This is a genomic window from Variovorax sp. PAMC 28711 (assembly GCF_001577265.1).
Taxonomy (GTDB): domain Bacteria; phylum Pseudomonadota; class Gammaproteobacteria; order Burkholderiales; family Burkholderiaceae_C; genus Variovorax.
Genome location: NZ_CP014517.1, coordinates 2,105,331 through 2,131,291 on the forward strand (window position 1 = coordinate 2,105,331; position 25,961 = coordinate 2,131,291).

General features: G+C 66.8%; 26 protein-coding genes. 19 read left to right on the plus strand and 7 right to left on the minus strand.

The features are described from left to right. Window positions 1–6 precede the first annotated feature (6 nt). The 8 genes from AX767_RS10400 (at window position 7) to AX767_RS10435 (ending at window position 7,774) form a co-directional block, all read left to right on the plus strand. Complete coding sequence (locus tag AX767_RS10400; RefSeq protein WP_068631060.1) at window positions 7–1,254, plus strand: biosynthetic peptidoglycan transglycosylase; 1,248 nt, start codon at window positions 7–9, stop codon at window positions 1,252–1,254. Then, the gene (locus AX767_RS10405; protein ID WP_068631062.1) at window positions 1,251–2,003 is read left to right on the plus strand and encodes a GNAT family N-acetyltransferase; all 753 of its coding nucleotides are present in this window, start codon (window positions 1,251–1,253) and stop codon (window positions 2,001–2,003) included. The genes AX767_RS10400 and AX767_RS10405 overlap by 4 nt, the downstream gene beginning before the upstream one ends. Before the next feature lie 63 nt (window positions 2,004–2,066). Then, a complete protein-coding gene (locus AX767_RS10410) occupies window positions 2,067–3,158 on the plus strand; it encodes an ABC transporter ATP-binding protein (RefSeq protein ID WP_068631065.1) in 1,092 nt (363 codons plus the stop codon). Window positions 3,159–3,223: 65 nt separating this feature from the next. Continuing rightward, window positions 3,224–4,504 (plus strand): ABC transporter substrate-binding protein, encoded by a 1,281-nt coding sequence (locus tag AX767_RS10415; RefSeq protein WP_068631067.1) that lies wholly within the window; start codon window positions 3,224–3,226, stop codon window positions 4,502–4,504. 7 nt (window positions 4,505–4,511) lie between these two features. Then, window positions 4,512–5,429: an ABC transporter permease gene (locus AX767_RS10420; RefSeq protein ID WP_082754977.1), complete on the plus strand. Its 918-nt coding sequence runs from the start codon at window positions 4,512–4,514 to the stop codon at window positions 5,427–5,429. 3 nt (window positions 5,430–5,432) lie between these two features. Next, window positions 5,433–6,323, plus strand: coding sequence for an ABC transporter permease (locus AX767_RS10425; RefSeq protein WP_068631071.1), 891 nt, complete (start codon window positions 5,433–5,435; stop codon window positions 6,321–6,323). An 18-nt stretch (window positions 6,324–6,341) separates the two neighbouring features. Further along, the gene (locus AX767_RS10430; RefSeq protein WP_068631073.1) at window positions 6,342–7,073 is read left to right on the plus strand and encodes an aspartate/glutamate racemase family protein; all 732 of its coding nucleotides are present in this window, start codon (window positions 6,342–6,344) and stop codon (window positions 7,071–7,073) included. A 113-nt stretch (window positions 7,074–7,186) separates the two neighbouring features. Beyond that, the gene (locus AX767_RS10435) at window positions 7,187–7,774 is read left to right on the plus strand and encodes a Spy/CpxP family protein refolding chaperone (RefSeq protein WP_068631076.1); all 588 of its coding nucleotides are present in this window, start codon (window positions 7,187–7,189) and stop codon (window positions 7,772–7,774) included. 75 nt (window positions 7,775–7,849) lie between these two features. Here AX767_RS10435 and AX767_RS10440 read toward each other — a convergent pair whose 3' ends face one another. Further along, a complete protein-coding gene (locus AX767_RS10440; protein WP_068631078.1) occupies window positions 7,850–8,200 on the minus strand; it encodes a hypothetical protein in 351 nt (116 codons plus the stop codon). 207 nt (window positions 8,201–8,407) lie between these two features. Between AX767_RS10440 and AX767_RS10445 the strand changes: the two genes are divergently transcribed. From AX767_RS10445 to AX767_RS10485, 9 genes are all read left to right on the plus strand, one after another. Continuing rightward, on the plus strand, window positions 8,408–9,136 hold the full coding sequence (locus tag AX767_RS10445) for an endonuclease/exonuclease/phosphatase family protein (RefSeq protein ID WP_068631080.1): 729 nt from the start codon (window positions 8,408–8,410) through the stop codon (window positions 9,134–9,136). A gap of 9 nt (window positions 9,137–9,145) precedes the next feature. Further along, entirely contained in the window at window positions 9,146–10,387 is a 1,242-nt protein-coding gene (gene clsB / locus AX767_RS10450; RefSeq protein WP_068631081.1) for a cardiolipin synthase ClsB, read from the plus strand. Then, window positions 10,384–11,400, plus strand: a complete 1,017-nt coding sequence (locus AX767_RS10455) for a lysylphosphatidylglycerol synthase transmembrane domain-containing protein (RefSeq protein WP_082754979.1) — start codon at window positions 10,384–10,386, stop codon at window positions 11,398–11,400. Before clsB ends, AX767_RS10455 begins: the two co-directional genes overlap by 4 nt. Before the next feature lie 55 nt (window positions 11,401–11,455). Continuing rightward, window positions 11,456–12,787, plus strand: coding sequence for a glucarate dehydratase (gene gudD, locus AX767_RS10460; protein ID WP_068631084.1), 1,332 nt, complete (start codon window positions 11,456–11,458; stop codon window positions 12,785–12,787). A gap of 36 nt (window positions 12,788–12,823) precedes the next feature. Further along, window positions 12,824–13,621, plus strand: coding sequence for an HpcH/HpaI aldolase family protein (locus AX767_RS10465; RefSeq protein WP_068631086.1), 798 nt, complete (start codon window positions 12,824–12,826; stop codon window positions 13,619–13,621). A 12-nt stretch (window positions 13,622–13,633) separates the two neighbouring features. Next, on the plus strand, window positions 13,634–14,518 hold the full coding sequence (locus AX767_RS10470) for a 2-hydroxy-3-oxopropionate reductase (RefSeq protein WP_068631087.1): 885 nt from the start codon (window positions 13,634–13,636) through the stop codon (window positions 14,516–14,518). A gap of 60 nt (window positions 14,519–14,578) precedes the next feature. Continuing rightward, window positions 14,579–15,856, plus strand: a complete 1,278-nt coding sequence (locus AX767_RS10475) for a putative DNA modification/repair radical SAM protein (protein WP_068631089.1) — start codon at window positions 14,579–14,581, stop codon at window positions 15,854–15,856. Between the two features lie 74 nt (window positions 15,857–15,930). Further along, on the plus strand, window positions 15,931–17,439 hold the full coding sequence (locus AX767_RS10480; protein WP_068631092.1) for a UdgX family uracil-DNA binding protein: 1,509 nt from the start codon (window positions 15,931–15,933) through the stop codon (window positions 17,437–17,439). A gap of 139 nt (window positions 17,440–17,578) precedes the next feature. Next, window positions 17,579–18,085 (plus strand): polyhydroxyalkanoate granule-associated phasin, encoded by a 507-nt coding sequence (locus AX767_RS10485; RefSeq protein ID WP_068631094.1) that lies wholly within the window; start codon window positions 17,579–17,581, stop codon window positions 18,083–18,085. Between the two features lie 12 nt (window positions 18,086–18,097). Here AX767_RS10485 and AX767_RS10490 read toward each other — a convergent pair whose 3' ends face one another. From AX767_RS10490 to AX767_RS10515, 6 genes are all read right to left on the minus strand, one after another. Then, window positions 18,098–19,354 carry a metallophosphoesterase gene (locus AX767_RS10490; RefSeq protein ID WP_068631096.1) on the minus strand — a complete coding sequence of 419 codons (1,257 nt, stop codon included), beginning with the start codon at window positions 19,352–19,354 and terminating at the stop codon, window positions 18,098–18,100. Window positions 19,355–19,443: 89 nt separating this feature from the next. Further along, window positions 19,444–19,896 carry a hypothetical protein gene (locus tag AX767_RS10495; protein ID WP_068631098.1) on the minus strand — a complete coding sequence of 151 codons (453 nt, stop codon included), beginning with the start codon at window positions 19,894–19,896 and terminating at the stop codon, window positions 19,444–19,446. A gap of 75 nt (window positions 19,897–19,971) precedes the next feature. Further along, complete coding sequence (locus AX767_RS10500; protein WP_068631100.1) at window positions 19,972–20,958, minus strand: magnesium and cobalt transport protein CorA; 987 nt, start codon at window positions 20,956–20,958, stop codon at window positions 19,972–19,974. 70 nt (window positions 20,959–21,028) lie between these two features. Then, a complete protein-coding gene (locus AX767_RS10505; protein WP_237288610.1) occupies window positions 21,029–21,535 on the minus strand; it encodes a hypothetical protein in 507 nt (168 codons plus the stop codon). A 167-nt stretch (window positions 21,536–21,702) separates the two neighbouring features. Beyond that, a complete protein-coding gene (locus tag AX767_RS10510; protein ID WP_068631102.1) occupies window positions 21,703–22,836 on the minus strand; it encodes an HPP family protein in 1,134 nt (377 codons plus the stop codon). 111 nt (window positions 22,837–22,947) lie between these two features. Beyond that, window positions 22,948–23,829: a universal stress protein gene (locus AX767_RS10515; RefSeq protein WP_068631104.1), complete on the minus strand. Its 882-nt coding sequence runs from the start codon at window positions 23,827–23,829 to the stop codon at window positions 22,948–22,950. A gap of 684 nt (window positions 23,830–24,513) precedes the next feature. Here AX767_RS10515 and AX767_RS10520 point away from each other — a divergent pair. After that, complete coding sequence (locus AX767_RS10520) at window positions 24,514–24,915, plus strand: GreA/GreB family elongation factor (protein ID WP_068633574.1); 402 nt, start codon at window positions 24,514–24,516, stop codon at window positions 24,913–24,915. A 96-nt stretch (window positions 24,916–25,011) separates the two neighbouring features. Beyond that, complete coding sequence (locus tag AX767_RS10525) at window positions 25,012–25,938, plus strand: universal stress protein (protein WP_068631106.1); 927 nt, start codon at window positions 25,012–25,014, stop codon at window positions 25,936–25,938. Window positions 25,939–25,961 lie beyond the last annotated feature (23 nt).

A 25,961-nucleotide genomic window follows, 5' to 3' on the forward strand; every position in this document is an offset into this window, starting at 1 on the left:
GACCCCTTGAAGAAGATCCTGCGCTCCCTGCTGTTCGTGTGCCTGGCATTGGTGGTGACCGCCATCGTCGCCGTCGTGCTGATCGTCAAGATCGTGCTGGCACCGGCCGCGGGCGAATGGTCGAGCCGGGTGCAGGCAGGCCCGGTGGCGTTCGACATGGGCGTGCCGACGGCACTCCGCGTGGCCACCGCGCCCTGGTTCGCGCCGCGGCTCGACGGCCATTCGATCGACACGCGCTACGGCCCGGTGCGCTTTGCATGGCGCGAAGCCAGCCAGACACTCGAACTGGTCTGCGCGCCCTGCAGCGCCACAGTGCCCGCGCTCGGCGCGAACCCGATCCGGCTGGAGCGGCTGCTGATCACTGCCCGGCGCGACGTCGCCGTTCTCAACGGAACGCTCGAAGCCACCCACGACAGCGCGCCACCGCTGCGAGGGCGCTGGGATGGTCGCCTCACGCAGAAGACGCTGCAGCTCGACATCGACATGGCTGAAGCGCCGATCGCGCAGTGGTACGCGGTGTTCTTGCCGCAGCTGCCCGAGCTGAAACGCGCCCGCATCGGTGGCACGCTGGCGCTCAAGGCCCAGCTCGCGCTGCCGGCCGACAGCTTCACGCTGCAGCCGACACTGTCGCAGTTCGCCGTGGAGGGGCTCGGCACCGAAGCCATGCTGAATGCGCGCACCAGCTGCGGCCCATCGGCCCGGCTCGGCGTTGAGAGCTGGTTGGCCCGCGCCGTACTCGCGGCCGAAGACCAGCGCTTCTTCCAGCACCCGGGCTACGACCTCACCGAGCTCGGCGCCGCTGCGGCCGCCAACCAGAAAGCCGGCCAGGTCGAGCGCGGCGGCAGCACCCTCACGCAACAGCTCGTCAAGCTGCTGGTGACCGGCAGCGAGCGCACCGGCGAGCGCAAGCTGCGCGAACTGCTCTACGCAGTCGAGATGGAACAGACGCTGGGCAAGGCGCGCATCCTGCAGCTCTATCTGGACAACGCGCCCTGGGGCGACGGCGCGTGCGGCGCCGAGGCCGCGGCAAGGCGCTACTTCAAGCGCAGTGCGTCCAAGCTCGAACCCGCGCAGGCCGTGTGGCTCGCCGCGATGCTCAACAACCCGCAGGCCGCATTCGAGAAGTGGCAGCGCGAAGGCAGCATCGACGCCGCGCGCGCGAAATGGGTGGCCGACGGCGTGCGGGGCATCACCAAGGTGCAGCGCGAGAGCTTGCTGAAGAGCGTGGCGGCGGCCAGGTTCGCTGCGCCATGAACGATTGCGACGTGAAAGCGATCGAGCGCGCCACCGTGGCGGCACTCGGTGCGCAAGCCGTCGAGGAACACGGCGGCTGGCTGCTTCCCTTCGACACCGGCACGATCGCGCGCGCCAAGGCGGCCGTGCCGCTCGGCCACGGCGCGTTCGACGCCTCGCCGGCCGAGACCGTCGATTTCGTCCAGGCGCGCTACGGGGCGCGGGGCATGCCGACGTTGTTCCGGCTGGCGGACGTGCCGTCGCTCGGGCCGATGCGCAGCGCCTTGCAGCACAAGGGCTGGATCGCCGACCGGCCGACCTGGGTGCTGACGGCCCGCGCACAGGCGATGCGGCGCGTTTCGGAATCCGCATCCGCCACGGTCGACCCGGCGGCCGACGATGCCTGGGCGGCGCTCTTCCTGGGCGAGGGCGTCGATCCGGTCGACGGCGCGAGCCGCGTGGCATCGCTGCGCCGGGCCATCGATGCGCGCTATGTCAGCGTGCGGGACGGCGGCCGCGCAGTGGCGTGCGGCATGCTGGCGTTCGGCCACGGCTGGGCCAGCGTGCACGGCATGCGAACCGACATGGCCGAGCGCGGTCGCGGGCTGGCCGGCCGGGTGCTCGCGACCATGGCCGAAGTCGCACGGGCACGCGGCGTCGAGCGCGTCTTCCTGCAGGTCGAGGAAAACAACGCGGCGGCGCGCTCGCTCTACCGCCGCGCCAGCTTCAGCGATGCCTGGCGCTATCGCTACTGGCAGCACCCCGATTGAGCGAGCGTCGCGCACCGTCGCGGTGCACCCCGGGCTGGCACATGTCTTGCACAACCCGGTGCAATGGATGCTGTCACTGCCCTGCCCCCCGCGGCCGTTGAAATCGTCTCGCTGAGCAAGCGCTATGCAGCGGGCACGCCCGCTGCCGTCGACCAGATCGATCTGCGCATCGCCAGCGGAAGTTACTGCTGTCTGCTGGGCCCGTCGGGCTGCGGCAAGAGCACGACGCTGCGGATGGTGGCCGGGCACGAATCGGTGTCGAGCGGCGACATCCTGCTCGACAACCGCAACATCACGAACCTGCCGGCGGCGGCACGCGGCACCGCGATGATGTTCCAGAGCTTTGCGCTCTTTCCGCACCTCTCGGCGCTCGACAACGTGGCCTTCAGCCTGAAGATGAAGGGCGTCTCGAAGGTCGAGCGCCACAAGCGCGCAGGCGACCTGCTCGAGCGCGTCGCCATGGGCCACCTGGCCGAGCGCAAGCCCGGCGAACTGTCCGGCGGACAGCAGCAGCGTGTGGCGCTGGCCCGCGCGCTCATCACGCAGCCGCGCGTGCTGCTGCTCGACGAGCCCTTGTCTGCCCTCGATCCGTTCCTGCGCATCCAGATGCGCGCCGAACTGCGGCGCTGGCAGAAGGAGCTCGGACTGACTTTCATCCACGTCACGCATTCGCAGGAAGAAGCGATGGCGCTGGCCGACACGATGGTCGTGATGAACCACGGGCTGATCGAACAGGTCGGCTCGCCGCACCAGGTCTACAACCACCCGGCCAGCGAATTCGTCGCGCGCTTCATGGGCGGCCACGACGTGCTCGACACGCCGACCGGTTCGATCGCCGTGCGCAGCGACCACATGCAGATCGCTCAGGCCTCCGCCGGCGCGCCTGGCGTGGCCGCGACGGTGACTGACGTCGAGTACCAGGGCACTTACGTGCTGCTCGGCCTCGAAGTGACCGCGGCCGCTGCCGGCCGCAAAGGGGTGTCGGTGTTGCTCAACGAAGCGGTGTTCCTGGCGCAACCCTATGCGCAAGGCGATCAGGTCGTGCTGTCGTGGTCCGAGGCCGATGCGCGAGTCCTCGGTCCGGGCGTCAAGCGACCCGGCGAACCCGGCGGCACGCCGGCCCCGGCACCGAGGCGCATCGCCGTGCCTGCCTGACGGTCGCGCCCCTGGTTTCATTTCTTTCGAATCCCTGTTCCCACACCCACTCTGGAGGCCTCCTCATGTCCGACCCGATCGACTCTTTCGCCAATGGCGTCAAGCGCCGCACCCTCTTGCAAGGCGCCACCGGCATGGCCGGCATCCTGGCCGCAGGCGTTGCGCCCTTCGTGCAGGCGCAGGAAAAGATCGTGCTGCGCTACCTGGGCACCGCGGTGAACCAGGACAAGGCGATCGCCGACAAGTTCAAGGCCGACACCGGCATCGAGATCCAGTACGTGGCCGTGACCACCGACGACGTGACCAAACGCGCCGTCACCGCACCCAACAGCTTCGACCTGATCGACACCGAGTTCTTCTCGCTCAAGAAGATCGTGCCGACCGGCAACCTCAAGGGCATCGACAGCAAGCGCGTGAAGAACGCCGACAAGATCACCTCGCTGTTCACCAAGGGCGAAGTGGCCGGCAAGAAGGTGGGCGACCAGGGCACGGCGCCGGTCAAGGTGATCTACCTCGAAGGCGAGAAAAGCAAGGTCTTCGCCAAGTCGGCCACGCAGTTCATGTCGCTCATCCCGACCACCTACAACGCCGACACGCTGGGCATCCGACCCGACCTCATCAAGCGCCCGATCTCTTCGTGGGCCGAACTGCTGAACCCCGAGTTCAAGGGCAAGACTGCGATCCTGAACATTCCGTCGATCGGCATCATGGACGCGGCGATGGTGGTGGAGGCCAAGGGCATCCACAAGTACAAGGACAAGGGCAACATGACCAAGGCCGAGATCGACCTGACGATCAAGACCTTGATCGAAGCCAAGAAGGCCGGCCAGTTCCGCGCGCTGTGGAAGGACTTCAACGAGTCGGTGAACCTGATGGCGTCGGGCGAAGTCGTGATCCAGTCGATGTGGTCGCCGGCCGTGACGGCGGTGCGCAGCAAGGGCATCGACTGCACCTTCCAGCCGCTCAAGGAAGGGTATCGCGCCTGGGCCTCGGGCTTCGGCCTGCCGGCCACGCTCTCGGGCAAGAAGCTCGACGGTGCCTACGAATTCATCAACTGGTTCCTCGACGGCTGGGCCGGCGCGTACCTCAACCGCCAGGGCTACTACAGCGCCGTGCTCGACACCGCCAAGACCAAGATGGAAGGCTACGAGTGGGCGTACTGGATGGAAGGCAAGCCGGCCGCCCAGGACATCAAGAGCCCGCAGGGCGACGTGATCGCCAAGGCCGGTTCGGTGCGCGACGGCGGCAGCTACGAACAGCGCATGGGCGGCATCGCCTGCTGGAACGCGGTGATGGACGAGAACGAATACATGGTCAGGAAGTGGAACGAGTTCGTCGCGGCCTGATCCCGTCGTGAGTGCACCCGCCGCAACTGGCCACGCTGCCACCGCGCCCATGCATGCCGTGAAGGCCTGGTGGCAGGCGGCACCGTTCGCGCTGGTGTTCCTGCTGTTCTTCCTGATCCCGCTGGCGCTGATCGCGTTGGTCAGCCTGTGGAATTTCAACGAGTACGAGCTGATCCCCGCATTCACGCTGCGCAACTACTTCAGCATTTTCGAAGGCTGCACGCAGCTCACCGACAACGGTGACCTGTGCGTCACGCTCAGCACCTATCTCAGTACGCTCAAGTTCTGCGTGCTGGTCTGGGGCATCACGCTGCTCATTGGCTTTTCGGTCGCGTACTTCCTCGCGTTCCACGTGCGGTCGCCCGCCATGCAGACGGCTCTTTTCGTCCTGTGTACCGTGCCGTTCTGGACGTCGAACGTGATCCGGATGATTTCGTGGGTGCCGCTGCTGGGCCGCAACGGGCTGGTCAACCAGGCGCTCGTGAGTCTGGGCGTGGTGAACCAGCCGCTCGACTGGCTGCTGTTCTCCGATTTTTCGGTGGTGCTCGCCTTCGTGCATCTCTACACGATGTTCATGATCGTGCCGATCTTCAACAGCATGATGCGCATCGACCGCTCGCTGCTCGAAGCCGCCAGCGACTCCGGCGCCTCCGGCTGGCAGACGCTGTGGAACGTGATCGTGCCGCTGTCGCGCACCGGCATCCTGATCGGTTCCATCTTCGTCATCACGATCGTCATGGGCGACTTCGTCACCATCGGCGTGATGGGCGGCCAGCAGATCGCCTCCATCGGCAAGATCATCCAGGTGCAGACCTCGTACCTGCAGTTCCCGCTGGCCGCGGCCAACGCGATGATCCTGCTGGCCGTGGTGCTGATGATCATCTGGGGCCTCACGCGCCTCGTCGACATCCGCAAGGAGCTCTGAGGCATGAGCAACCGCATCGGCGAACAACGCAGCCCCGGCTTCTGGCCGCTGGCCATGGTGTTTGCGCTCTTCGTGGTCTTCCTTTACGGCCCGATGATCACGATCTTCGTGCTCAGCTTCCAGGGCCCCGAGGGCGGCCTGACCTTCCCGCTGCGCGGCGTGTCGCTGCACTGGTTCTACAAACTGGCCGAAGGGCTGGGCACGGTCGACATCGGCGCAGCCTTCAGACGTTCGCTCGCGCTCGGCGCCGTGGTCATGGCGTTCACCGTCGTGCTGTCGGTGCTCGCAGGCCTGGCCTTCCGCAAGAAGCTGGCCGGCAGCAACGCGCTGTTCTTCATCACTGTGGCCAGCCTGATCATGCCGTCGATCATCATCTCGCTGGGCATTGGCCTTCAGTTCCGTTTGCTCGACACCGGCATCAAGGACGCGCTCACCGCGATGGGTGCGACCGATATGCTCGAGGGCTACGGCACGGCGCTCGGCCTGTTCACCTCGGCCCTTGGCGCGCACCTGACCTGGACCCTGCCGTTCGGCCTGCTCATCATGTTCGCGGTGTTCAACCGCTTCAATCCGGCCTACGAAGAAGCAGCACGCGACCTCGGCGCGACGCCGTGGCAAGCCTTCCGCTTCGTCGTCCTGCCGCTGATCGGCCCCTCCATCGTCGGCATCGGCATGTTCGGTTTCACGCTGAGCTGGGACGAGATCGCGCGCACTTCGCAAGCCATCGGCGATGTCAACACGCTGCCGCTCGAACTGCAGGGCCTCACCTCGACGGTGACCACGCCGTCGATCTACGCGCTGGGCACGGTCACGACCATCGTGTCGTTCGCCGTGATGGCGATCGCGCTCGGCGCGGCGGCATTGCTGCGACGGCGTGCGGCGCGGCCGCGTTGAGCCTCCGTACCACGACCCATGCCTCGCCTGCTCGTCATCAATCCCAACACATCGGACAGCGTCACCGCGCTGCTGCAAAAACATGTGCAGGCGGCCGTGGGCACCGCGCTTGAAGTGCACTGCCTCACGGCCCGTTTCGGTGCGCCCTACATCGCGTGCGAGTCGAGCTACGCGGTTGCCAACCATGGGGTTCTCGACGCGTGGGCCGTGGCCCATGCACAGGTTGTGAAGCCCGATGCGGTGTTGATCGGCTGCTTCGGCGATCCGGGCCTCTTCGCGTTGCGCGACGGCGCTGGCGTCCCGGTGAGCGGCCTGGCCGAAGCGGCATTCGCGGCGGCTGCGTGGCACGGACGTTTCGCAATCGTCACGGGCGGCGACCGCTGGCGGCCGATGCTTCAACGTCTGGCTGGCGCGCTGGGCCACGGGCAAACGCTCGCGGGCATCCATACCGTCGCACCGAGCGGCGCGCAGCTCGCGGCCGATCCGGTCGGCGCGCGCAAGCTGCTCGCCGACGCGTGCTGCCAGGCGGCAGAGCGCTTCAAGGCGCAGGCCGTGATCCTCGGCGGTGCCGGGCTGGCGGGCATGGCCGCCGACATCGCGATCCAGGTGCCGGTGCCGCTGATCGACAGCGTGACCGCCGGCGCGGAATGGGCCATCGATGCACTGCGTGCACAGTCGCGTTCGGTGTCCTCCACCGGCTTCGGCGTGGCCTGGCACAACGTGTCACCGGCGCTCGCGGCGCTGCCCTGAGTTCACCCGATCTTTACCCGCGCTCACGCCGGGCTCACGGAAACGATACACGGGGCTTCCACACTTGCCCTCACCTGCTGCCCTTCGGTGGCGGGCTCCAAAGGAAGCAAACCATGATCTCTCTTCGCCAACGTGTTCTCTGGGCCAGCATGCTGGCAACCGCCACCTTCGCTTCGGCCGGTGCCATCGCGCAGACCCCTTCGGTCACGCCTGCCGTTCCCGCTGCGCAAGTGCAGCCGCAAGCTGGCGTCGCACCCCAGGCGCAGGGCAAGCGCATGGAGCGCGCCGATCCGGCCAAGCGCTTCGAACGCATGCAGGCGCACCGCGCCAAGCGGATGGCCGCGCTGAAGACCAAGCTCAACCTGACCACCGCGCAGGAAGGCGCGTGGAGCAGCTTTACCGCGTCGAGCCAGCCGCCCGCGGGTGCCCGCCCACCGCGTGCCGACCGTGCCGAGTTCGCCAAGCTGACGACGCCGCAACGCCTCGAACGCATGCAGGCGCGTCAGGCCGAGCGCAGCGCGATGTTCGCCAAGCGCGCCGATGCGACGAAGAGTTTCTACGCGGCACTGACCGCCGACCAGCAGAAGACCTTCGACGCGGAAACCGCGCACTTCGGCCACGGCCGGGGCGGCCACCATCGCGGCCATGGCGGCCATGGCGGCCATGGCGGCCAGCGCACCGCCCCACCGGCAAAAAGCTGATTGCCGAGCGCCCGAAAAATAGCCCCGCGGCGCCTTGTTCGCCGCGGGGCTTTTTTCAGGGTCGTGCCGGCTTGTTTATTTCGGTGTGCCGGTGCTGTCCTTGGGATTGGTCGGCACTTCCGGCCGTTCGCCCGGGTTGCCGAACGGACGCTTGACCGGCTTGGCGTCGGACTTGACCTGGGCACGCGACATGGCGCCCGTGGGCTGGGCCATGGCGTTGGGTTGCTTGTCGACCAGCGTCGTGACTTCGCCCTTCGGAATGGCGTTGGCGCGATTGGCCGCCCGTGCCTCCGAGCGCACCGAGTCGCGCGACGCCGGAGCGGACTGATCGGCAGCGGTGGGCGCTTGCGCAAGAGAACTGACGCTGCTCAGCGCAAGTAGCGCTGTGGTCAGGATCGACGATGCAAAACGGGTGTGGAACTTCATGGATGTCTCCTGTTTCGGGTTTCGGTGCTTTCACCGTAGACCGCGAAAGGTCGACCTGTGTCGGGACAGGGGCGCCCTCCCTGTAGGAGCGAGACGACCTCGGTTGCAGGCACACCGAGAAGGTGGCCCGTTCCTACAGTGCTCCAAGCGGTGACGCTTTAAAAACGACCGAACGTGATTCCGAACGCTCCCACCTCCCTCAAAGTCATGACGGTGAACACCCACAAAGGGTTCACCGCGCTCAACCGCAAGTTCATTCTTCCGGAGTTGCGCGAAGCCGTGCGCACCGTGGGCGCCGACGTGGTCTTCCTGCAGGAAGTCCAAGGCACCCATGAACGTCATGCGCGCAAGCACCAGAACTGGCCCGAGGCGCCGCACTATGAATTCCTGGCCGACACCATGTGGCCGCAGTTCGCATACGGCCGCAATGCGGTGTATCCGAAGGGCCACCACGGCAACGCAGTGCTGTCGAAATTCCCGATCGTCCATTTCAAGAACCACGACGTGTCGATCATCGGCCCCGAGAAGCGCGGCCTGTTGCATTGCGTGCTGCGCTTGCCGGGCCGGCCGATCGACGTGCATGCGATCTGCGCGCACCTGGGCCTGGCCGAGTCGCATCGCCAACAGCAGCTCGAACTGCTGTGCCACATCGTGCGCGACGAGGTGCCGGCCGATGCGCCGCTGATCGTGGCCGGCGACTTCAATGACTGGCGCGGTCGCGCTCATGCGGTGCTCGAACGCGGCGCCGCGCTGCGCGAAGTGTTCGTGCAGGCGAACGGCAGCGCCGCCCGCACCTTCCCGTCGCGCTTTCCGCTGCTGTCGCTGGACCGCATCTACGTGCGCAACGCGGGTGTGCATTCGCCCGTCGTGCTGCCGCGCCGTCCCTGGTCGCACCTGTCGGACCACGCGCCGCTGGTCGCCGAGATCGAGTTGTAAGAGGTTTTCATGAACAAGGGCTGGACCACCGGCAACAAGGTCGACCTGCTGGAAAACGGCGAGGGCTTCTTCCCGCGCGTGTTCGAAGTCATCGCCACCGCCCAGCGCGAAGTGATCGTCGAAACCTTCATCCTGTTCGACGACCCGGTCGGGCAAGACCTGCGCACGGCCCTCATCACGGCGGCCAGGCGCGGCGTGAAGGTCGACCTGTTGATCGACGGATTCGGTTCCCCCGACCTGTCGCCCGCGTTCATGGGCGGCCTGACCGGCGCGGGCGTCAAGGTGCGGGTGTTCGACCCGGGCAAGCGCTTTTTCGGCAAGCGGCTCAACGTGTTCCGGCGCATGCACCGCAAGATCGTGGTGGTCGACGGCACCGCTGCGTTCGTGGGCGGCATCAACTATTCGGTCGACCACATGATCGCTTCCGGCCCGATGTCCAAGCAGGACTACGCGGTCGAATTGCGCGGCCCCATCGTGGCGGAAATCCATCGCTTCGTGCTGCACGCCATCGCGGTGGGCGGCAAGGGGCCGAGCTGGTTCCGCCGGCGTTTGCGGGCCGCGAAGGAAGACGATGTCGCGCCGGCGGGCGAGGCCGAAGCGCTGTTCGTCGTCCGCGACAATCGCCGCCACACCACCGACATCGAACGGCGGTACCGCGCGGCGATCCGCACTGCGCGGAGCCGCGTGGTGATCGCCAACGCCTATTTTTTCCCGGGCTATCGGCTTATCAAGGAAATGCGGCGCGCGGCGCGGCGTGGCGTCGATGTGCGCCTCATCCTGCAGGGAGAGCCCGACATGCCGATCGTGAAGGTCGCGGCCAGCATGCTCTATCACCACCTGCTGCACGCGGGCGTGAAGATCTACGAATACTGCGAACGGCCGCTGCACGGCAAGGTCGCGGTGATGGACGACCACTGGAGCACGGTGGGTTCGAGCAACCTCGATCCGCTGAGCCTGTCGCTCAATCTCGAAGCCAACGTGATCGTGCGCGACAAAGCCTTCAACGAAGTGCTGTCCGGCCGGCTCGACCATTTGATGCAGAACAGCTGCAAGCAGATCCAGACCAGCGATCTGACCGACTGGAGCGCCTGGCGTCTGGTGCGCAGCTTCTTCATCTTCCACGTGCTGCGCTGGTATCCGGCGTGGGTCGGCTGGCTGCCGCGGCATGCGCCCAAGTTGATTCCCGTCGAAGTGGGGCCGCACGGTTCGCCGAGTGCAACCGCCGGCGCCACGCAAACCGAAGCCGCATGACCGCTGCGATCGAGGCCCCGGCGCCGGAGCGCAAACGCCAGTCGACGCACTGGCTCGCCAGCCTGACGCGCAAGCCCTGGTTTCCCTGGGCGCGGCGCATCGTGGTGCTCGGCTTCCTCGTGTTCGTGGTGGTGTTGCTGACGTTGCAGGCCCGCTCCATCGAGTGGGCCGAAGTGTTCGACGCGATGCGCGCCTACCCGGTGCGCACGCTGTTGATCGGCGCGGCCTTTGCCGCCTTGAGTCATCTGGTCTACAGCACCTTCGACCTCATCGGCCGGCACTACACCGGCCACACGTTGCCGGCACCGACCGTGATGGCGATCACTTTCGTGAGCTACGCGTTCAACCTCAACCTGGGCACGCTCGTCGGCGCCGTCGGCATGCGGGTGCGCCTGTATTCGCGGCTGGGTCTGGAGCCCGCCGTCATCGCGCGCGTGGTCGGCACCAGCATGCTCACCAACTGGCTCGGCTACTGCCTGCTGGCCGGCGTCGCGTTTTTGTTCTGGCCGCTCGCATTGCCCGACAGCTGGCACATCGGCGCCGTGGCGTTTCGCGTTCTGGGTGGCGCGCTGGTGCTGGCGGCGATCGCGTACCTGTTGTTGTGCGCTTTTTCGACGCGGCGCGAGTGGACGTTGCGCGGCCAGGAGATCTCGCTGCCCGGCCTGCGCGTGGCGGGGGTGCAACTGCTGCTTTCATGCGCCAACTGGGCGGTGATGGGTGCGACCATGTACGTGCTGCTGCAAGGCAAGGTCGCGTATCCGATGGTGCTCGGCGTGCTGCTCATCGGCGCGGTCGCGGGCTTGCTGTCGCGCGTGCCGGCGGGGCTGGGCGTGCTCGAGGCGGTGTTCGTCGCGCTGCTCGCACCGCCGCTGTCGGACACCGCCCTCATCGCCGCGGTGCTCTGCTATCGCGCGGTGTACTACTGGGCGCCGCTCGCGGTGGCCGTGGTGCTTTACCTGGTGATGGAAGCGAACGCGAAGAAGCTGGCAACGGACGCCACGGCATCGGCCTAGCAACTTAGGGCTGACGCGGTGGCGAAGCGGCGCATGCCGCGGCAAGATCGGCGTCATGTCCAGCACCACTCCCACCATCACCGAACTGCGCGTGATCCCCGTCGCGGGTCGCGACAGCATGCTGCTCAACCTGAGCGGTGCGCACGGCCCGTTCTTCACGCGCAACCTGCTCATCCTCTCCGACAGTGCCGGCCGCACCGGCGTCGGCGAGGTGCCGGGCGGCGAGAAGATCCGGCAAACGCTCGAAGACGCGCGCCCGCTCGTCGTCGGCCAGCCGCTCGGCTCGCAGCAGCGCGTGCTGCAGGAAGTGCAGACGGCCTTCGCCGACCGCGACAGCGGCGGCCGCGGGCAACAGACCTTCGACCTGCGCACCACCATTCATGCGGTGACGGCCATCGAATCGGCGCTGCTCGACCTGCTGGGCCAGCACCTTGGCGTGCCGGTCGCGGCGCTGCTCGGCGAAGGCCAGCAGCGCGACGCGGTCGAGATGCTGGGCTACCTTTTCTACGTGGGCGACAAGGCGAAGACCGACCTGCCCTACGCCAGCGATCCGGGTGCCGACAACGACTGGTTCCGCCTGCGGCACGAGACGGCGATGACGCCCGAAGCCATCGTGCGGCTCGCCGAAGCGGCGCGCGAAAAATACGGCTTCAACGACTTCAAGCTCAAGGGTGGCGCGCTGCGCGCCGACGAAGAAATCGAAGCCATCGTCGCGCTGCACGAGCGCTTCCCAGAGGCGCGCGTGACGCTCGACCCGAACGGCGGCTGGCTCTTGAAAGACGCGATCCGCCTCATGCGTGACATGCGCGGCGTGGTCGCGTATGCCGAAGACCCGTGCGGCGCCGAAGACGGGTTCTCGGGCCGCGAAGTGATGGCCGAGTTCCGCCGCGCGACCGGCTTGCCGACGGCCACCAACATGATCGCGACCGACTGGCGCCAGCTCGCCCACGCGCTCGCGCTGCAGTCGGTCGACATCCCGCTGGCCGATCCGCACTTCTGGACCATGGCCGGCTCGGTGCGCGTCGCGCAGACCTGCCGCGACTGGGGCCTGACCTGGGGCTCGCATTCGAACAACCACTTCGACGTGTCGCTCGCGATGTTCACCCACGTCGGCGCCGCTGCACCGGGCAAGGTGACCGCCATCGACACGCACTGGATCTGGCAGGACGGCCAGCGCCTGACCAAAGACCCGCTGCAGATCGTCGGCGGCCACGTGCAGGTGCCGAAGAAGCCGGGCCTGGGCGTCGAGCTCGACATGGTCGAGGTCGAGAAGGCGCATCAGCTCTACAAGCAGCACGGCCTCGGCGCGCGCGACGACGCGATGGCGATGCAGTTCCTCGTGCCCGGCTGGAAGTTCGACCCGAAGCGGCCCGCGCTGGACCGCTGACATCCTCTCCCCACGACAACCACTCGAAAGCCCATCATGAGAGAAAACCGCCTGCGCACCCTCTGGCAATCCGGCGGCGCCGCCATCAACGGCTGGCTCGCCATCGGCAACAGCTTTTCGGCCGAGACCATGGCGCACCAGGGCTGGGATTCGCTCACCATCGACCTGCAGCACGGCGTGGTCGATGACCAGGCGATGGTGCCGATGCTGCAAGCCATCTCGACCACCGACACGGTGCCCGTGGTGCGCGTGCCGTGGCTCGACCCGAGCGCGCTCATGAAGGCGCTCGACGCCGGCGCCGCCGCGGTCATCTGCCCGATGATCAGCACGCGCGAGCAAGCGCAGCAACTGGTGGCGTACACGCACTACGCGCCGCACGGCACGCGCAGCTTCGGGCCGATTCGCGCCGTGCTGTACAGCGGCGCCGATTACGCCACGCACGCCAACGACAGCATCGTGACCTTCGCGATGATCGAGACCGCCGAGGCGCTCGACAACCTCGACGCGATCATGTCGGTCGAGGGGCTCGACGCGGTGTACATCGGCCCGTCGGACCTGTCGCTGGCGCTCGGTTGCCGGCCGGTGTTCGACGATGTCGATCCGAAGGCGCAGCAGGCCATCGACCACATCCTCGAACGCGCGAAGGCGCACGGCCTGGTGGCCGGCATCCACAACGGCACGCCCGAAGGCGCCATGGCGCGCATCGCGGCCGGCTTCCAGTTCGTCACCGTCAGCTCGGATGCGCGGCTGATGGCCGCTGGTGCGCAGCAGATTCTTTCCACCATGCGCCCTGCGCCGCCGAAGGTCAGTTCCTCCGGCGCCTCCACCTACTGAAAAGGACTCGACATGAAGATCGGATTCATCGGCCTGGGCATCATGGGCGCGCCCATGGCGCTGCACCTCGTCCACGCCGGCCACGAGCTGGCCTATGTGAAACGCAGCAAGGTCAACGCCGACATCGCGGCCAGCAGCGCGAAGGCCTGTGCCACCGCGAAAGAAGTCGCGCAGCAGTCGGACGTGATCATCCTCATGGTGCCGGACACGCCCGATGTCGAGGCCGTGCTGTTCGGCGCCGACGGCGTGGCCGCCGGCTTGTCGAAGGGCAAGACCGTGATCGACATGAGCAGCATCTCGCCGATCGAGACCAAGGTGTTCGCGAAAAAGATCGTCGACCTCGGTTGCGACTACCTCGACGCGCCGGTGTCCGGCGGCGAAGTCGGCGCCAAGGCTGCGAGCCTGACCATCATGGTCGGCGGCACGGAAGAAGCGTTCGCCAGGGCGAAGCCGCTGTTCGAACTGATGGGCAAGAACATCACGCACGTCGGCGGCACGGGCGACGGCCAGACCACGAAGGTGGCCAACCAGATCATCGTGGCGCTCAACATCGCAGCGGTCGGCGAGGCGCTGCTGTTCGCGAGCAAGGCGGGCGCCGATCCGGCCAAGGTGCGGCAGGCGTTGATGGGCGGCTTCGCGGCCAGCCGCATCCTCGAAGTGCACGGCGAACGCATGATCAAGCGCACCTTCAATCCGGGCTTTCGCATCGGGCTGCACCAGAAGGATTTGAACCTCGCGCTCGCGGGCGCCAAGGCCATCGGCGTGTCGCTGCCACAGACGGCAGGCGCGGCGCAGCTCATGGGCGCGTGTGCAGCCAACGGCTGGGACCAGCTCGATCACTCGGCGCTGGTCAAGGCGCTGGAGCTTCTCGCGAAGCACGAGGTCGCACCCGGCTGAGCGTGGGGTCTTCCGACGGAAGGCATTGAGCGGGGTTGCGGATCACTGTAAATTCATACAGTGGATCTTCAACAAAAACTCGCCGTGCTGGCCGACGCCGCCAAATACGATGCCTCCTGCGCGTCCAGCGGCACGAGCCAGCGCAGCTCAGTCGGTGGCCGCGGCATCGGCTCCACCGAGGGCTCGGGCATCTGCCACAGTTATGCCCCCGACGGGCGCTGCATCTCGCTGCTGAAGATCCTGCTCACCAACTTCTGCCAGTACGACTGCCTCTACTGCGTGAACCGTGTCACGAGCAACGTGCAGCGCGCCCGCTTCACGGTCGACGAGGTCGTGGCGCTCACGCTCGACTTCTACCGTCGCAACTGCATCGAGGGCCTGTTCCTGTCGAGCGGCATCATCCAGAGCCCTGATTACACGATGGAGCAGGTCGTCGAGGTCGCGCGGGTGCTGCGCGAGGTGCACGACTTTCGGGGCTACATCCACCTGAAGACGATTCCCGACGCCTCGCCCGAGTTGCTGCAGAAAGCCGGCCGCTACGCCGACCGGCTCAGCATCAACATCGAGCTGCCGACGCTGCAGGGGCTCGAAGCGCTGGCGCCCGAGAAGGACGGCACGGCGATCCGCCGTTCGATGGCGCGTCTGGCGGTGCACATCGACGATGCCAAGGGCGCCGCGCGCGACAGCGCGGCGACGTCCATCGTGTCGATGCCCAAGGCCACGCCCAAGCGCGCGAAGGCGCCCAAATTCGCGCCCGCCGGCCAGAGCACGCAAATGATCGTCGGGGCGGATGCGACCGACGACGCGACCATTCTTTCCACCAGCGCCAATCTCTACGGTGCCTATCGGCTGCGCCGCGTGTACTACTCGGCCTTCAGCCCGATCCCCGACGCCTCGTCGGCGCTGCCGCTGAAGGCGCCGCCGATGGTGCGCGAGCACCGGCTCTATCAAGCCGATTGGCTCATGCGCTTCTACGGTTTCTCGCACGATGAGATCGTCCCGACAACGCAGGGCGGCATGCTGGCGCTCGACGTCGATCCCAAGCTTGCCTGGGCGCTGGCGCACCGCGAGCGCTTCCCGGTCGACCTGAACGCGGCGCCGCGCGAAATGCTGCTGCGCGTGCCGGGGCTCGGCGTGAAGGCGGTCGACCGATTGCTCATTGCGCGGCGCGTGCGGCGCCTGGGCAGCAGTGATCTGTCCCGGCTGCATGTGCCGCTGAAAAAGGTCATGCCCTTCGTCGTGCTGGCCGACCATCGGCCCGCGCGCGCGCTCGACGGCGACCGGCTCGCCGCGCAGTTGCGGCCGTCGCCCGTGCAGGCGGCGCTGTTCGACAACTGAGCGACACACGCCGCACGCTGCCGCGCGCCGCGCACCTACATCCGCCCACTGCGACGCGGCATACCTTGCGGTCCATGGCCCAGCGCACCGTCACCCTTGCAAGCGAAACCGACTGGCCCGGTTTCCGGCAGCAGGCGCGTGCCTTGCTGGCTGCGCTGGTGGCGCCCGAGGCGGTCACCTGGCACACGCCGGCCAGCGGTGCGGCCGACCTGTTCTGCGAATCGGATGGGGCGGTGGTGGCATCGCACCCTGCGCACGGCGCCATGAACCTGGTCGTGCCCTCGTCGTTCGTCACCTTGTGCGAGGCCGTCATCCTGCACAATGATCCCGGCCGCTTCGGCCTGCTCTATCGCATCCTGTGGCGGCTGGTGCACGAGCCCTTGCTGCGCCACGATCCGCTCGACGCGGACCGCGTGGACGCGCAGCACATGGCGCAGGCGGTGCGCCGCGACATGCACAAGATGAAGGCCTTCGTGCGCTTTCGCACCATCGAACGTGGCGAAGCGCAGTCGCCGCTGCACGTTGCGTGGTTCGAGCCCGACCACTACATCGTCGAAGCGGTCGCGCCGTTCTTCACGCGGCGCTTCACCCAGATGGAATGGGCCATCCTCACGCCGGAGCGCTCGGTGCACTGGGATGGCGAGCATCTGCAATTCGGCCCCGGCGGCGAGCGCCGCGATGCGCCACCGCCCGACGCCGGCGAGGCGCTGTGGCTCACCTACTACGCGCACATCTTCAATCCCGCGCGGCTCAAGGTCGCGATGATGAAGAAGGAAATGCCGGTGAAGTACTGGCGCAATCTGCCCGAGGCCGAACTTATCAGCGGCCTCACGGCGGGCGCGATGGCGCGCAGCGGCCGCATGGTCGATGCGGCGCCCACCACGCCGGCGCGGCGCATCTCGGTGCGCGCCGCGTCGCGTGTGCTGCCGATCGCGTCGGAAGTCGCCCTGTCCAATCCCACGCCCGAACTTCCTGCCGACCCGGCCGAAGCGCTGGGCGTCTTGAAGCAGGCGACCAACCGCTGCCGCGAATGCCCGATCGGCGAGCACGCCACGCAGTCGGTGTTCGGCGAAGGCCCGGTGCGCGCCGCGCTCATGGTCGTGGGCGAGCAGCCGGGCGATCAGGAGGATTTGCGGGGTCGACCTTTCGTCGGCCCGGCCGGCCAACTGTTCGACCAGGCGATCGCGCAGCTCGGCTGGCCGCGCGACCAGCTCTATGTGACGAACGCGGTCAAGCATTTCAAGTTCGAGCTGCGCGGCAAGCGGCGCATCCACAAGACCCCGACCCAGCGCGAGGCGGCAGCCTGCTTGCACTGGCTTGAAAGCGAGAAGCAACAGGTGCGGCCGCGCGCCCTCGTCGCGCTCGGTGCCACGGCCGCGCGCGCCTTGCTCGGCCGGTCGGTGGCCGTCATGAAAGAGCGCGGCCAGTGGCACGAGGATGCGCAGGGCCGCAAGGTGCTCGTCACGTTGCACCCGTCGGCGCTGTTGCGCGGCGACCCGGCGGAGTACGCGCAGGCCTACCAGGGCTGGCTCGACGACCTCGCATTGGCCAGCGAGTGGTTGACGCTTGCGCCCACAGACTGAAGTCGCGCGCCCACAATGTCACGGTTGGTTGCCCGGAAAGTAGGAGGCCACCCCCAAACCGGCCATGGAGTCATGCTGCAGTGCAGCAAAAACGGCGGTAGAGGCCTATAGTGGGGCGTCTCTCTCCACCGGCTCGCACATGTCCTCCACCGCTTCGTCTTCGCACTTCATCAACCCCCTCATGGTGTGGACCGACGTCGCGCTCAAGACCGGGGAGATGCTGGTCTCCTCCGGCTCCGTCATCCAGGCGCGCACCCAACGCATGGCGGCCGCCGGGCTCACGCCCAGCGCGACAGACCTGGCCGAGTTCCAGCTCATGGGCCAGGAGAAGCTCGACGCCGCCAACGAATCCAATGCCGCCCTGGCGCATGAGCTCGGTACGCGCCAGGTCGCGCTGATGGGGCACGCGGTGCAGCACTGGATCGGCAGCGTCAGCGCCTTCTTCGCGCTCGTCGTCGCCACCACGCCGGCCGAGGCGATCGAACGCCACGGCGAATTCATCAGCGCCGCGACCCGCTCGGCCGCCGTCGTGAGCCATATTTCCAGCGCCGGTGCGCACGTTGCGCACAGCGCGCTGAAGCCGATTCATGCGAAGGCGACGTCGAACGCGCGGCGCCTTGCGGCGCCACTTCCGTTGTCGGTCTGATTCCGCGCCGCGCTAACCGCGCTGCGGCACCAGCCGCACCAGCGTGATTTCCGACGGCGCGCCGAAGCGCTTCGGCGGACCCCAGTAGCCGGTGCCGCGGCTCACGTACACCCACATGTCGCGGAGCTTGTGCAGCCCGGCGGTGAAGGGTTGCTGCAAGGGCACGAACAGGTTCCACGGAAAGAACTGACCGCCGTGCGTGTGACCCGACAATTGAAGGGCGAAGCCCGCGTCGGCTGCGGCGGGCGCGCTGCGCGGCTGGTGCGCGAGCAGCACGCGCGTGGTGGCTTCGGGCGGCGCGCCTGCCAGCGAACCGCGCGGATCGCTGGCCTGTGCCGCATCGAAGTGGCCGGCAGTGAAGTCGGTCACGCCGGCAAGCACCAGCGAGTTGGCGTTTTCTTCCTCGTCGGTTTGGGCACCGCGCCTCGCGCGTCCCTGCAGCAGCACGTGTTCGTTGAGCAGCACGGTGAGCCCGAGCCGCCGCAACTCGGCGATCCACGCCGGCGCACCGGCGTAGTACTCGTGATTGCCTGTCACGACGAAGGTGCCGTGGCGCGCGCGCAGGTCGGCCAGCGGCGCGATGTGGTCGCGCAATTCGGGCACGCTGCCGTCGACCAGGTCGCCGGTGATCGCGATCACGTCGGCACCCAGGCCGTTCACCGCATCGACGATGCGCTGGATGTAGCCGCGCTGGATGGTCGGCCCCACGTGGATGTCGCTCAGCTGCGCGATGGTGAAGCCGTTGAGCGCGGCCGGGAGCCCGTTGATCGGCACATCGACGTGCTTCACGCCCGCCGTGCGGCGCGCGTTGACGAAGCCGATGAGCGAGGTTGCGGTCGCGATGCCCATCACGCCCGCGGCGCTCGAGGGCAGCAGCGCGTGCCAGTCGATGGCGATGCCGCCGATCGCGCCGACGCCGAGCGTCAGCAACAACGCGATGTCGCGCAGCGCCGTGAGCACGAACATCGACGAGAACCAGCCCATCGCGATGAGGCCGACCCACTTCAGCACGTCGGCCGTCGACACCGTGCGCGCGATTCGGCGCGAGACGAATGGCAGCGGAATCGTGGCGGCGGACACCACCAGCGCGAGCAGCAGCAGCGGCCACAGCGGCGCGAGCGGCGGAAAGGAAGCGAGTGCCGGCACCAGGCGCAGCGCGATGTACACGTGCAACAGGGCGGTCAGGACACTCATGGAGCGAATTGGCATCGGAGCAATCGAGGCGGGCGGTGCCCGGGGGACATCAGGTGCAAGGCGCGTGCCGGGCATTCAAGATGGCGTCGGCACATCGTGTCGGTCGATGTCGCTCGATGTCGCTCGAATCATGTCGACTCGCGCCTGGCGGGCGCCGAGTGGGGTTATCGGGCGGCGGACGCCATGCCGGTGCCGGCCGGAAAGAGGAAGGTCGCCCTGGCCGACTCACCCGCCACCACGTGCAGCGGCTGCTTGAGCATCTGGCCGCCGAGCTGCGCCTCGATTTGGTAGTCGCCGGGTTCGAGCCGCGCGACCATGAAAGGCCCGCCAGAGATGACGTTGTCGAGCACCGCGGCGCCGCCGCTGTCGCGCACCGTCACGCGCACATCGGCCGCGAAGTCGACGCCCTTGCGATCTTTGGTGGCGAATTCGAAGCTCGCGGCCCAGCGCGGTGCGACGGTTTCCATGAGTTCGGCTTCGTCCTTGCCGATGCCTCCGCTCATGTACTCGACGCCGTGCGTCACGCGAATCGGCGGGTTGACCGCCGCCTGGGCCGTGGCGGCGGCACCGAGCAGCGCCGCGCTGCACAGAAGAAGAGAAGGAAAAAGCCGGTTCATCGAAGCGTCCTTTGAAAAAAGTCGGGGCCACTGTGCGATGCACGACTTAAGCCAACCTGAACGCGCCGGGCCGAATCAGAGCCAGCCGGCCTTCCGAAATCGCCAGTACAAAAAGCCGCAGGTGCCGACGATGAGGCCGAGCGCCATCAGGTACCCGTAACGCCATTTCAGTTCGGGCATCGCCTCGAAGTTCATGCCCCAGATCCCGGCGAAGGCGGTGCACACCGCGAAGATGGAGGCCCAGGCCGCGAGCCGCTTGGTCACCTCGCCGTCGGAGATGGTCACCATCGACAGGTTCACGTGGATCGCCGTGCTGATCGTGTCGCGGATCGACTCGATGGAGGCGTTCATGCGTGTCAGATGGTCCACCACGTCGCGAAAGTATTCCTGCGAGCCCGCGCAGATCTGCGGCACCCGCCCACCATGCAGCTTGCCCGCGCCTTCGAGCAGCGGCGCGACCGCGTGCTTGAGCACCATGGCGCGCTGCTTCAGCTCGTACAGATGCTTGATGCTCTCGCGCGGGGCGCCGCCCTGGTCGAAGATCTGCTTCTCGATCGATTCCAACTCCACCTCGAGCGAATCGATCACCGGAAAATAGCGGTCGACGACCGCATCCATCAGTGCGTAAAGCACGAAGCCAGAGCCGTTGCGCAGCAGCTCGGGCTCGCGCTCGCAGCGCTCGCGCACACCCAAAAAGCCGGCCTTGCTGCGGCTGCGCACCGAGACCACGTAGTTGCGGCCGACGAACACATCGACCTCGCCCACATTGAAATCTTCCTCGACCTTGCCGCGTGTCATCACCGGCTCCACCAGGTGCATCACCACGAAGAGCGAGTTGCCGTATTCCTCCACCTTGGGCCGCTGATGGCCGTGGCTCGCGTCTTCAACGGCCAGCTCGTGCAGCCCGAACTCTTCCTGCAGGGCTGCGAGCTCTTCAGGCACCGGGTCGCTCAGCGCAACCCACACGAAGCAGTTCGGCCGCGCGACGTAGTCGCTGATGTCCTCGACCTCAATATCGGCCAGCTTGGCCCCGTCTTCGTACGCAACGCAATTGATCAGCATCGTGGCTCCGGGTGGTCGGTGAGCCGCGATTGTCGGCGCGCGCCGCTCGCCGCGCCTTCGGATTCGAGTCTTATTCGCGCGTCGACAACAGCGCCGTCGTCTGCCCGCCGCTGCGCGGCATCGCCGAAGCCATGTCGAAATTCGACGGCCACAGGAACACCGCGCGCGCCGGCTGCCCGATCAGCACGTTGATCGGCTGGGTGAGCGTGAGACCGCCCAGCGTCACGTCGACCTCGTAGCTGCCCGGCTCGAGCCGCGCCAGCATCATCGGGCCGGCCGAGGGCACGTCGAGCACCACGTCGCCGTTGTACGGGTTGCGCACCTTCACGCGGGCGGCGACGGGCAGGTGGTGGTGGCCCTTGTCGTTGACCGCGAACTCGAAACTCGCCGCCCAGCGCGGCGCCACCATGTGCATGAAGGCCGCCTCGTCTTTCGCGCTGCCGCCGCACATGTACTCGACGCCTTGCGGCGCCATGCGGATCGACGGCGGGATCAGCGACGTTTGCGCCGCTGCCAAAGTGCCGAACAGCGCGAGCGCTGAAAAAGTGACCGAAGACCGAATCCAGTTTGTGTTCACGTGAAGTCCTTGCTGGCGAGGATTCTTCAGTGGCAAGGACCGGGCCAGGGAGAGCACAAACACCGAGACGCTATTTTTTTGATAGCAACTGGCGCGGCAGGCGTCGGACGCGGGAGCCGTAGGGGGTCGCCGGTTCGCCGTATTGCCAAGTGCTTTCCATCGACTCTTCAAACGGCTTTCGTCGCTCTGTACAAAGCCCGCACCAGATCCGATTGCGTGATGATTCCGACCAGGCGCTTGTCACGATCGATGATCGGAATGTGATGGTGCCCATCTTCCGAGAAAAGCGGTACGAGTTCCGCCACCGCGCGGTCTTCGCTGGCGATGCGCACCTCGCGCGTCATGATCTGGCCGACGGTCTCAGGCTTGTCCGAATGCACGGCACCCTCTCTGCGGATCAGCGAACGAAGTCGCTGCCCGATGCCCTCGGTCCGCTCGAATCCGGCGTGCTCGAGAAAGTCGGCCACGGTCACGATGCCGACCACGCGGCGCGAGCGATCCGTGACCGGGAGCGCCTTGATCCGCCGCTCACGCATCAGCGCCCACGCTTCGTCAAGCCGGTCGCCGAACTGGGCCGCCAATGGCTCCCGCGACATGATGTCGCGACACATGAGGTTGCCGAAATTGCGCTCGTAGGCTGCGGTTTCTGCGAAGCGCAGCAGGTCGCCAAGATCGTCGCGGCTCACATCCAGGAACTGGTTGTAGTGCGCGAGCGCGGCGTCGAGGTCCGCTTCGCTGAATCGCCCCAACGGCGTTGCGGAGGGAAGCGGTCTTGCCTGACCGTGCGGATAGCGCCGACCGGTCGCGGTGTTGTACAGAATGCCGCCTGCGACCAGCAGCACCGAGTTCGCCAGCATCGGAAAGACGGCGAAGTGCCAGTTCGCGGCACTCATGGCTGCAAGCAGTGCAGTGGCTCCACCAGGGGGATGCAGGCATCGCAGCGAGAACATGAGGGCGATGGCCAAAGCGACCGCTGCTGCGCCAGCCCACGCCGGATCGGGGATCAAGACGGCGCAGGCCGAGCCAACCAGCGCTGACAAGACATTCCCACCGATCACCGCCCAAGGTTGGGCCAGCGGACTGGCGGGAACCGCAAACACCAGCACGGCGCTCGCGCCCAGAGGCGCTGCAAGCCAGAAAGCTTCAGGACGGGCGAAGCCGGCCCACCACCGCGCGAGCAACGCCGTTGCCAGGATTCCCAAGCCAGCGCCCAGAATGACCCGGAACCGTTCACGCCACCCGACGCGCGTGCGAGCGGGCCAGAACTGCCCAACGACATCGACGATTCTTCTAGCGAACATCTTCTGGACCGACTGACAAAACGACAGCTTAATGCGCGAACCGTGCCGGTGTCGGGGGCTCGCCTGGCGTTCTTTGTCCAGCTGATGCGCTTGTCGGCAGGCGAACGGTCGTCATGCAGTCGTCCCGACCAGATGCCCCTCGGCCTTCGCGTCGATGCGCCAATCGTGCGGCACCAGGAGGAGGTCTCCGCTCGACCACCACAGCACGCGTTGTGCGACGCTGCCCAGCAGGAAGTCAGAGAAGCCCGAACGCCGACGTTTGCCAACCACCAGAAGCTCTGCGTTGGCATGTTGCTGCTGAATCACGGCCTGGCGCGCTGCATCCCCCTTGCCGATGGCGGCGACCACGCGGTTGCGGCGCGCCGTCGACGAGTCGCTCAGCCAGAACAAGCGCTCGCGTGCTTCGAGCATGCTCTCGTGCCGGTAGGCCTTCATCGCTTGCTCCGACACATCCGCGTACCGCAGCTTGCCTTCGTGCATCGTGTTCAATGCATGGAACAACTCGACTTGCGCATGGCCATCGAGGGACCAGGCCAACTTCACCAGAAGCTTGGACTCGGGCGTGAAATCGACCGCCACGAGGATGTGTCGATAGCGATGAAATGCCTCCAGTCGGGCCAGCAGGATCGGGCAACGGACAGCGCGCTGCAAGCGCTCGATGGGTTGGCCGCAGAAGAACGCCGTGACTGAGCGTTCACGATGCTCGCCGATGACCAGCAGATCGGCCCATCGGGCTTCTGCGGCCACCGCGTGCAGGTGGCCGCTGGTGTCGACCACGTGCTTCACCAGAATGTCGAAGCGTGTACGGATCTCCGCGGCGAGTCGTCTGACATCGTCGTGCATGTCGGCGTTTTGAGAAGGCAGCCAATCCTTGGGCGCATACATGATCTTCAGCAGCGCGCGATGCTGCGCTGCGAGCATTGCGGCACGGATGACGGTGCGGTTGCCCTGCGCGGAAAGATCGGTGATGGCGAGGATGGATTGAAGCTTCATTGTTGTTCTCCTGTAGGCGAGGGGCGGCAGAGGCGGTGGCGGCAAGCGCCAGCCGTGCTCGACTTGTCTGCACGCTGATAAGGGGCAAGGGCGATCGCGTCGAACGGAGTCCGCGCGGAGAATCCGGATCGCTAACGCTGGGCTGGTGCCCGACGGTCGATGGATGGCGCTGGAAGGGGGAGGCTGACCGCCGGGCTCAGGAAAGTGCGAGGGTCTGTGGTGACCCGGCAGTGGGTCGAACGAACGTCAAGGCGCGCGATGTGGTCATCGCCCACAGTCCGAGGCCGACCTGGCCTCGGACTGTGTAAACGATGTGCGCCTGGGTTTGCATGCATTCAGTCTATGGGACCCCAGTGCTTCAGGTATCCGCTCCGATCATTCTGGCAAGGAAGGTGGGGCCATGCCTTGCCCCGGGCGGCTCTCGCCACCTAGACTCGCGCCATGCGAACCCCGCTCTCCTGCTGTCGCCTCGACGCTTTCACGACGATCTTGCCTTGTGCGGCGAGCCTCCGATCGTGCGTTTGGTGCCAGGTGGTCACGCTGGGACTTCGACAGCCGGCCGCACATCCTTGAGCCCGGCGATCCACTCCACCTTTCTGCGCAATCACTGATCGCCGGGCACCTGCCCCGCGCGACAGTGGGCGACCGCCCGTGCGGCGTCTGCGAATTCGAATGGAGTGCGTCATGCATGCAACGATTCACGGCGAGCGAATGCTCACCGAACTGGATTTCTCACGTCTCGCCAAGTTGTACGGCGGCCAGCTGCCGGCCGACCTGGCAGACCTCTTGTCGGGCACCGAAGTCGTGCCGTCGCGCGATGTGTCAGCCGATCTCGTCACGATGTATTCACAGGTCGAACTGGTCGATGCCCACACGCTGCGCCGGCAGAAGCTGACGATCTGTTTTCCAGGCGACGCCGAGCCTGCCGCCGGTTTCATTTCCGTGCTCTCCCCCGTCGGCCTCAGCCTGATCGGCTTGCGCGAAGGTGCGGTCGCGCGATGGCTGACGCCCAGCGGCGAGGCGTGCTCGGCAGAGGTGGTGTCCGTCCTCTTCCAACCCGAGGCCAGCGGCGACTACACGACGTAGAACGCTGCGGCGCCGTCGCGCTCATCCGTGACTTCACACGCCCGTCCAGGCCATGGACAGGCGCGCTCACCCATTTCCGAATGAGGACCCCCTTCGATGCACTACAAGACCATTCTCGCGGTCACCGATCTTTCAGCATCGGGAAACGAAGCCGTCCAACGTGCGGCCGTCGTCGCTGCCAATTGCGGGGCCGAACTCCGGTTGATGTATGTCCCGGTTGCTGACAATCCGGTGTGGCCTTACTACGGCGCTCATCTGAGCGAGCTTGCTCGCACCGTCGCCAGCGCGGCCGGGCTCTCCGTGAGGGTGGCTCGCCGTTGCGGAGCCTCCCCGGAGGACATCGCAGCCGAGGCGAACTGCGCCGACTTGCTGGTGTCCACGTATCGACGCGAGCGCCAAGTCGGAACCTTCTTCAAGGGCGAATGGCACCAGCGTGTCATGCGACTGACGCGTTGTCCTTTGCTCTTGACGCGCTCGAAAGGACGCTTGCCTTACGCCAAGATTGTGGTGGCCGTCGATTTCACGGAGGCCGCTCGGCATCTCGTGGTGCACGCGGGCCGAGTGGATGATCGTGCGGCGCTTGAGTTGTTCCACGCGATCAGCAGGACGGACGAGGCCAAGCTTCGCTCCGCAGACGTTTCGTGGGACGTGGTCAAGGCATTCCGTGAACATCAGGAGGCTCAAGCCCGAAGCCGCCTCGATGCACTGGCGCTGTCGGTCGACACCGGCGGGCGGGCACCGGGCCTCTCGACGGGCAGTGGCGAACCGGGACGCCAGACGTCACTGCATCAACAGGCCAGCGGGGCAGCACTGATCGTCGTCGGAAAGGCGCGGCGCTCGGTCGCCATGGAGTTTTTATGCGGGGCGGTTTCCAGTCGCGTTCTCGCTTGGTCAACATCGGACGTGCTGATCGTGCCGCACGACCGGCGGTCCTCCACCCGTGCCGCAGCGAAGCGGCGCATTGCCGCTGAAATGGGAGACGGACAAGGCGCTTACCTGCCAGGCAGGCAGCGGATTCTGTGAACGCGCGCAATCTCTTTTCGCGG

Coding starts and splice junctions, on each gene's coding strand:
- AX767_RS10510 (WP_068631102.1), bottom strand. CDS start 22,836: ATGTTCGCTAGAAGAATCGTCGATGTCGTTGGGCAGTTCTGGCCCGCT.
- AX767_RS10415 (WP_068631067.1), top strand. CDS start 3,224: ATGTCCGACCCGATCGACTCTTTCGCCAATGGCGTCAAGCGCCGCACC.
- AX767_RS10495 (WP_068631098.1), bottom strand. CDS start 19,896: ATGAACCGGCTTTTTCCTTCTCTTCTTCTGTGCAGCGCGGCGCTGCTC.
- AX767_RS10500 (WP_068631100.1), bottom strand. CDS start 20,958: ATGCTGATCAATTGCGTTGCGTACGAAGACGGGGCCAAGCTGGCCGAT.
- AX767_RS10525 (WP_068631106.1), top strand. CDS start 25,012: ATGCACTACAAGACCATTCTCGCGGTCACCGATCTTTCAGCATCGGGA.
- AX767_RS10425 (WP_068631071.1), top strand. CDS start 5,433: ATGAGCAACCGCATCGGCGAACAACGCAGCCCCGGCTTCTGGCCGCTG.
- AX767_RS10435 (WP_068631076.1), top strand. CDS start 7,187: ATGATCTCTCTTCGCCAACGTGTTCTCTGGGCCAGCATGCTGGCAACC.
- AX767_RS10470 (WP_068631087.1), top strand. CDS start 13,634: ATGAAGATCGGATTCATCGGCCTGGGCATCATGGGCGCGCCCATGGCG.
- AX767_RS10520 (WP_068633574.1), top strand. CDS start 24,514: ATGCATGCAACGATTCACGGCGAGCGAATGCTCACCGAACTGGATTTC.
- AX767_RS10405 (WP_068631062.1), top strand. CDS start 1,251: ATGAACGATTGCGACGTGAAAGCGATCGAGCGCGCCACCGTGGCGGCA.
- AX767_RS10515 (WP_068631104.1), bottom strand. CDS start 23,829: ATGAAGCTTCAATCCATCCTCGCCATCACCGATCTTTCCGCGCAGGGC.
- AX767_RS10480 (WP_068631092.1), top strand. CDS start 15,931: ATGGCCCAGCGCACCGTCACCCTTGCAAGCGAAACCGACTGGCCCGGT.
- clsB (WP_068631081.1), top strand. CDS start 9,146: ATGAACAAGGGCTGGACCACCGGCAACAAGGTCGACCTGCTGGAAAAC.
- AX767_RS10430 (WP_068631073.1), top strand. CDS start 6,342: ATGCCTCGCCTGCTCGTCATCAATCCCAACACATCGGACAGCGTCACC.
- AX767_RS10440 (WP_068631078.1), bottom strand. CDS start 8,200: ATGAAGTTCCACACCCGTTTTGCATCGTCGATCCTGACCACAGCGCTA.
- AX767_RS10465 (WP_068631086.1), top strand. CDS start 12,824: ATGAGAGAAAACCGCCTGCGCACCCTCTGGCAATCCGGCGGCGCCGCC.
- AX767_RS10455 (WP_082754979.1), top strand. CDS start 10,384: ATGACCGCTGCGATCGAGGCCCCGGCGCCGGAGCGCAAACGCCAGTCG.
- AX767_RS10485 (WP_068631094.1), top strand. CDS start 17,579: ATGTCCTCCACCGCTTCGTCTTCGCACTTCATCAACCCCCTCATGGTG.
- AX767_RS10445 (WP_068631080.1), top strand. CDS start 8,408: ATGACGGTGAACACCCACAAAGGGTTCACCGCGCTCAACCGCAAGTTC.
- gudD (WP_068631084.1), top strand. CDS start 11,456: ATGTCCAGCACCACTCCCACCATCACCGAACTGCGCGTGATCCCCGTC.
- AX767_RS10410 (WP_068631065.1), top strand. CDS start 2,067: ATGGATGCTGTCACTGCCCTGCCCCCCGCGGCCGTTGAAATCGTCTCG.
- AX767_RS10490 (WP_068631096.1), bottom strand. CDS start 19,354: ATGCCCGGCACGCGCCTTGCACCTGATGTCCCCCGGGCACCGCCCGCC.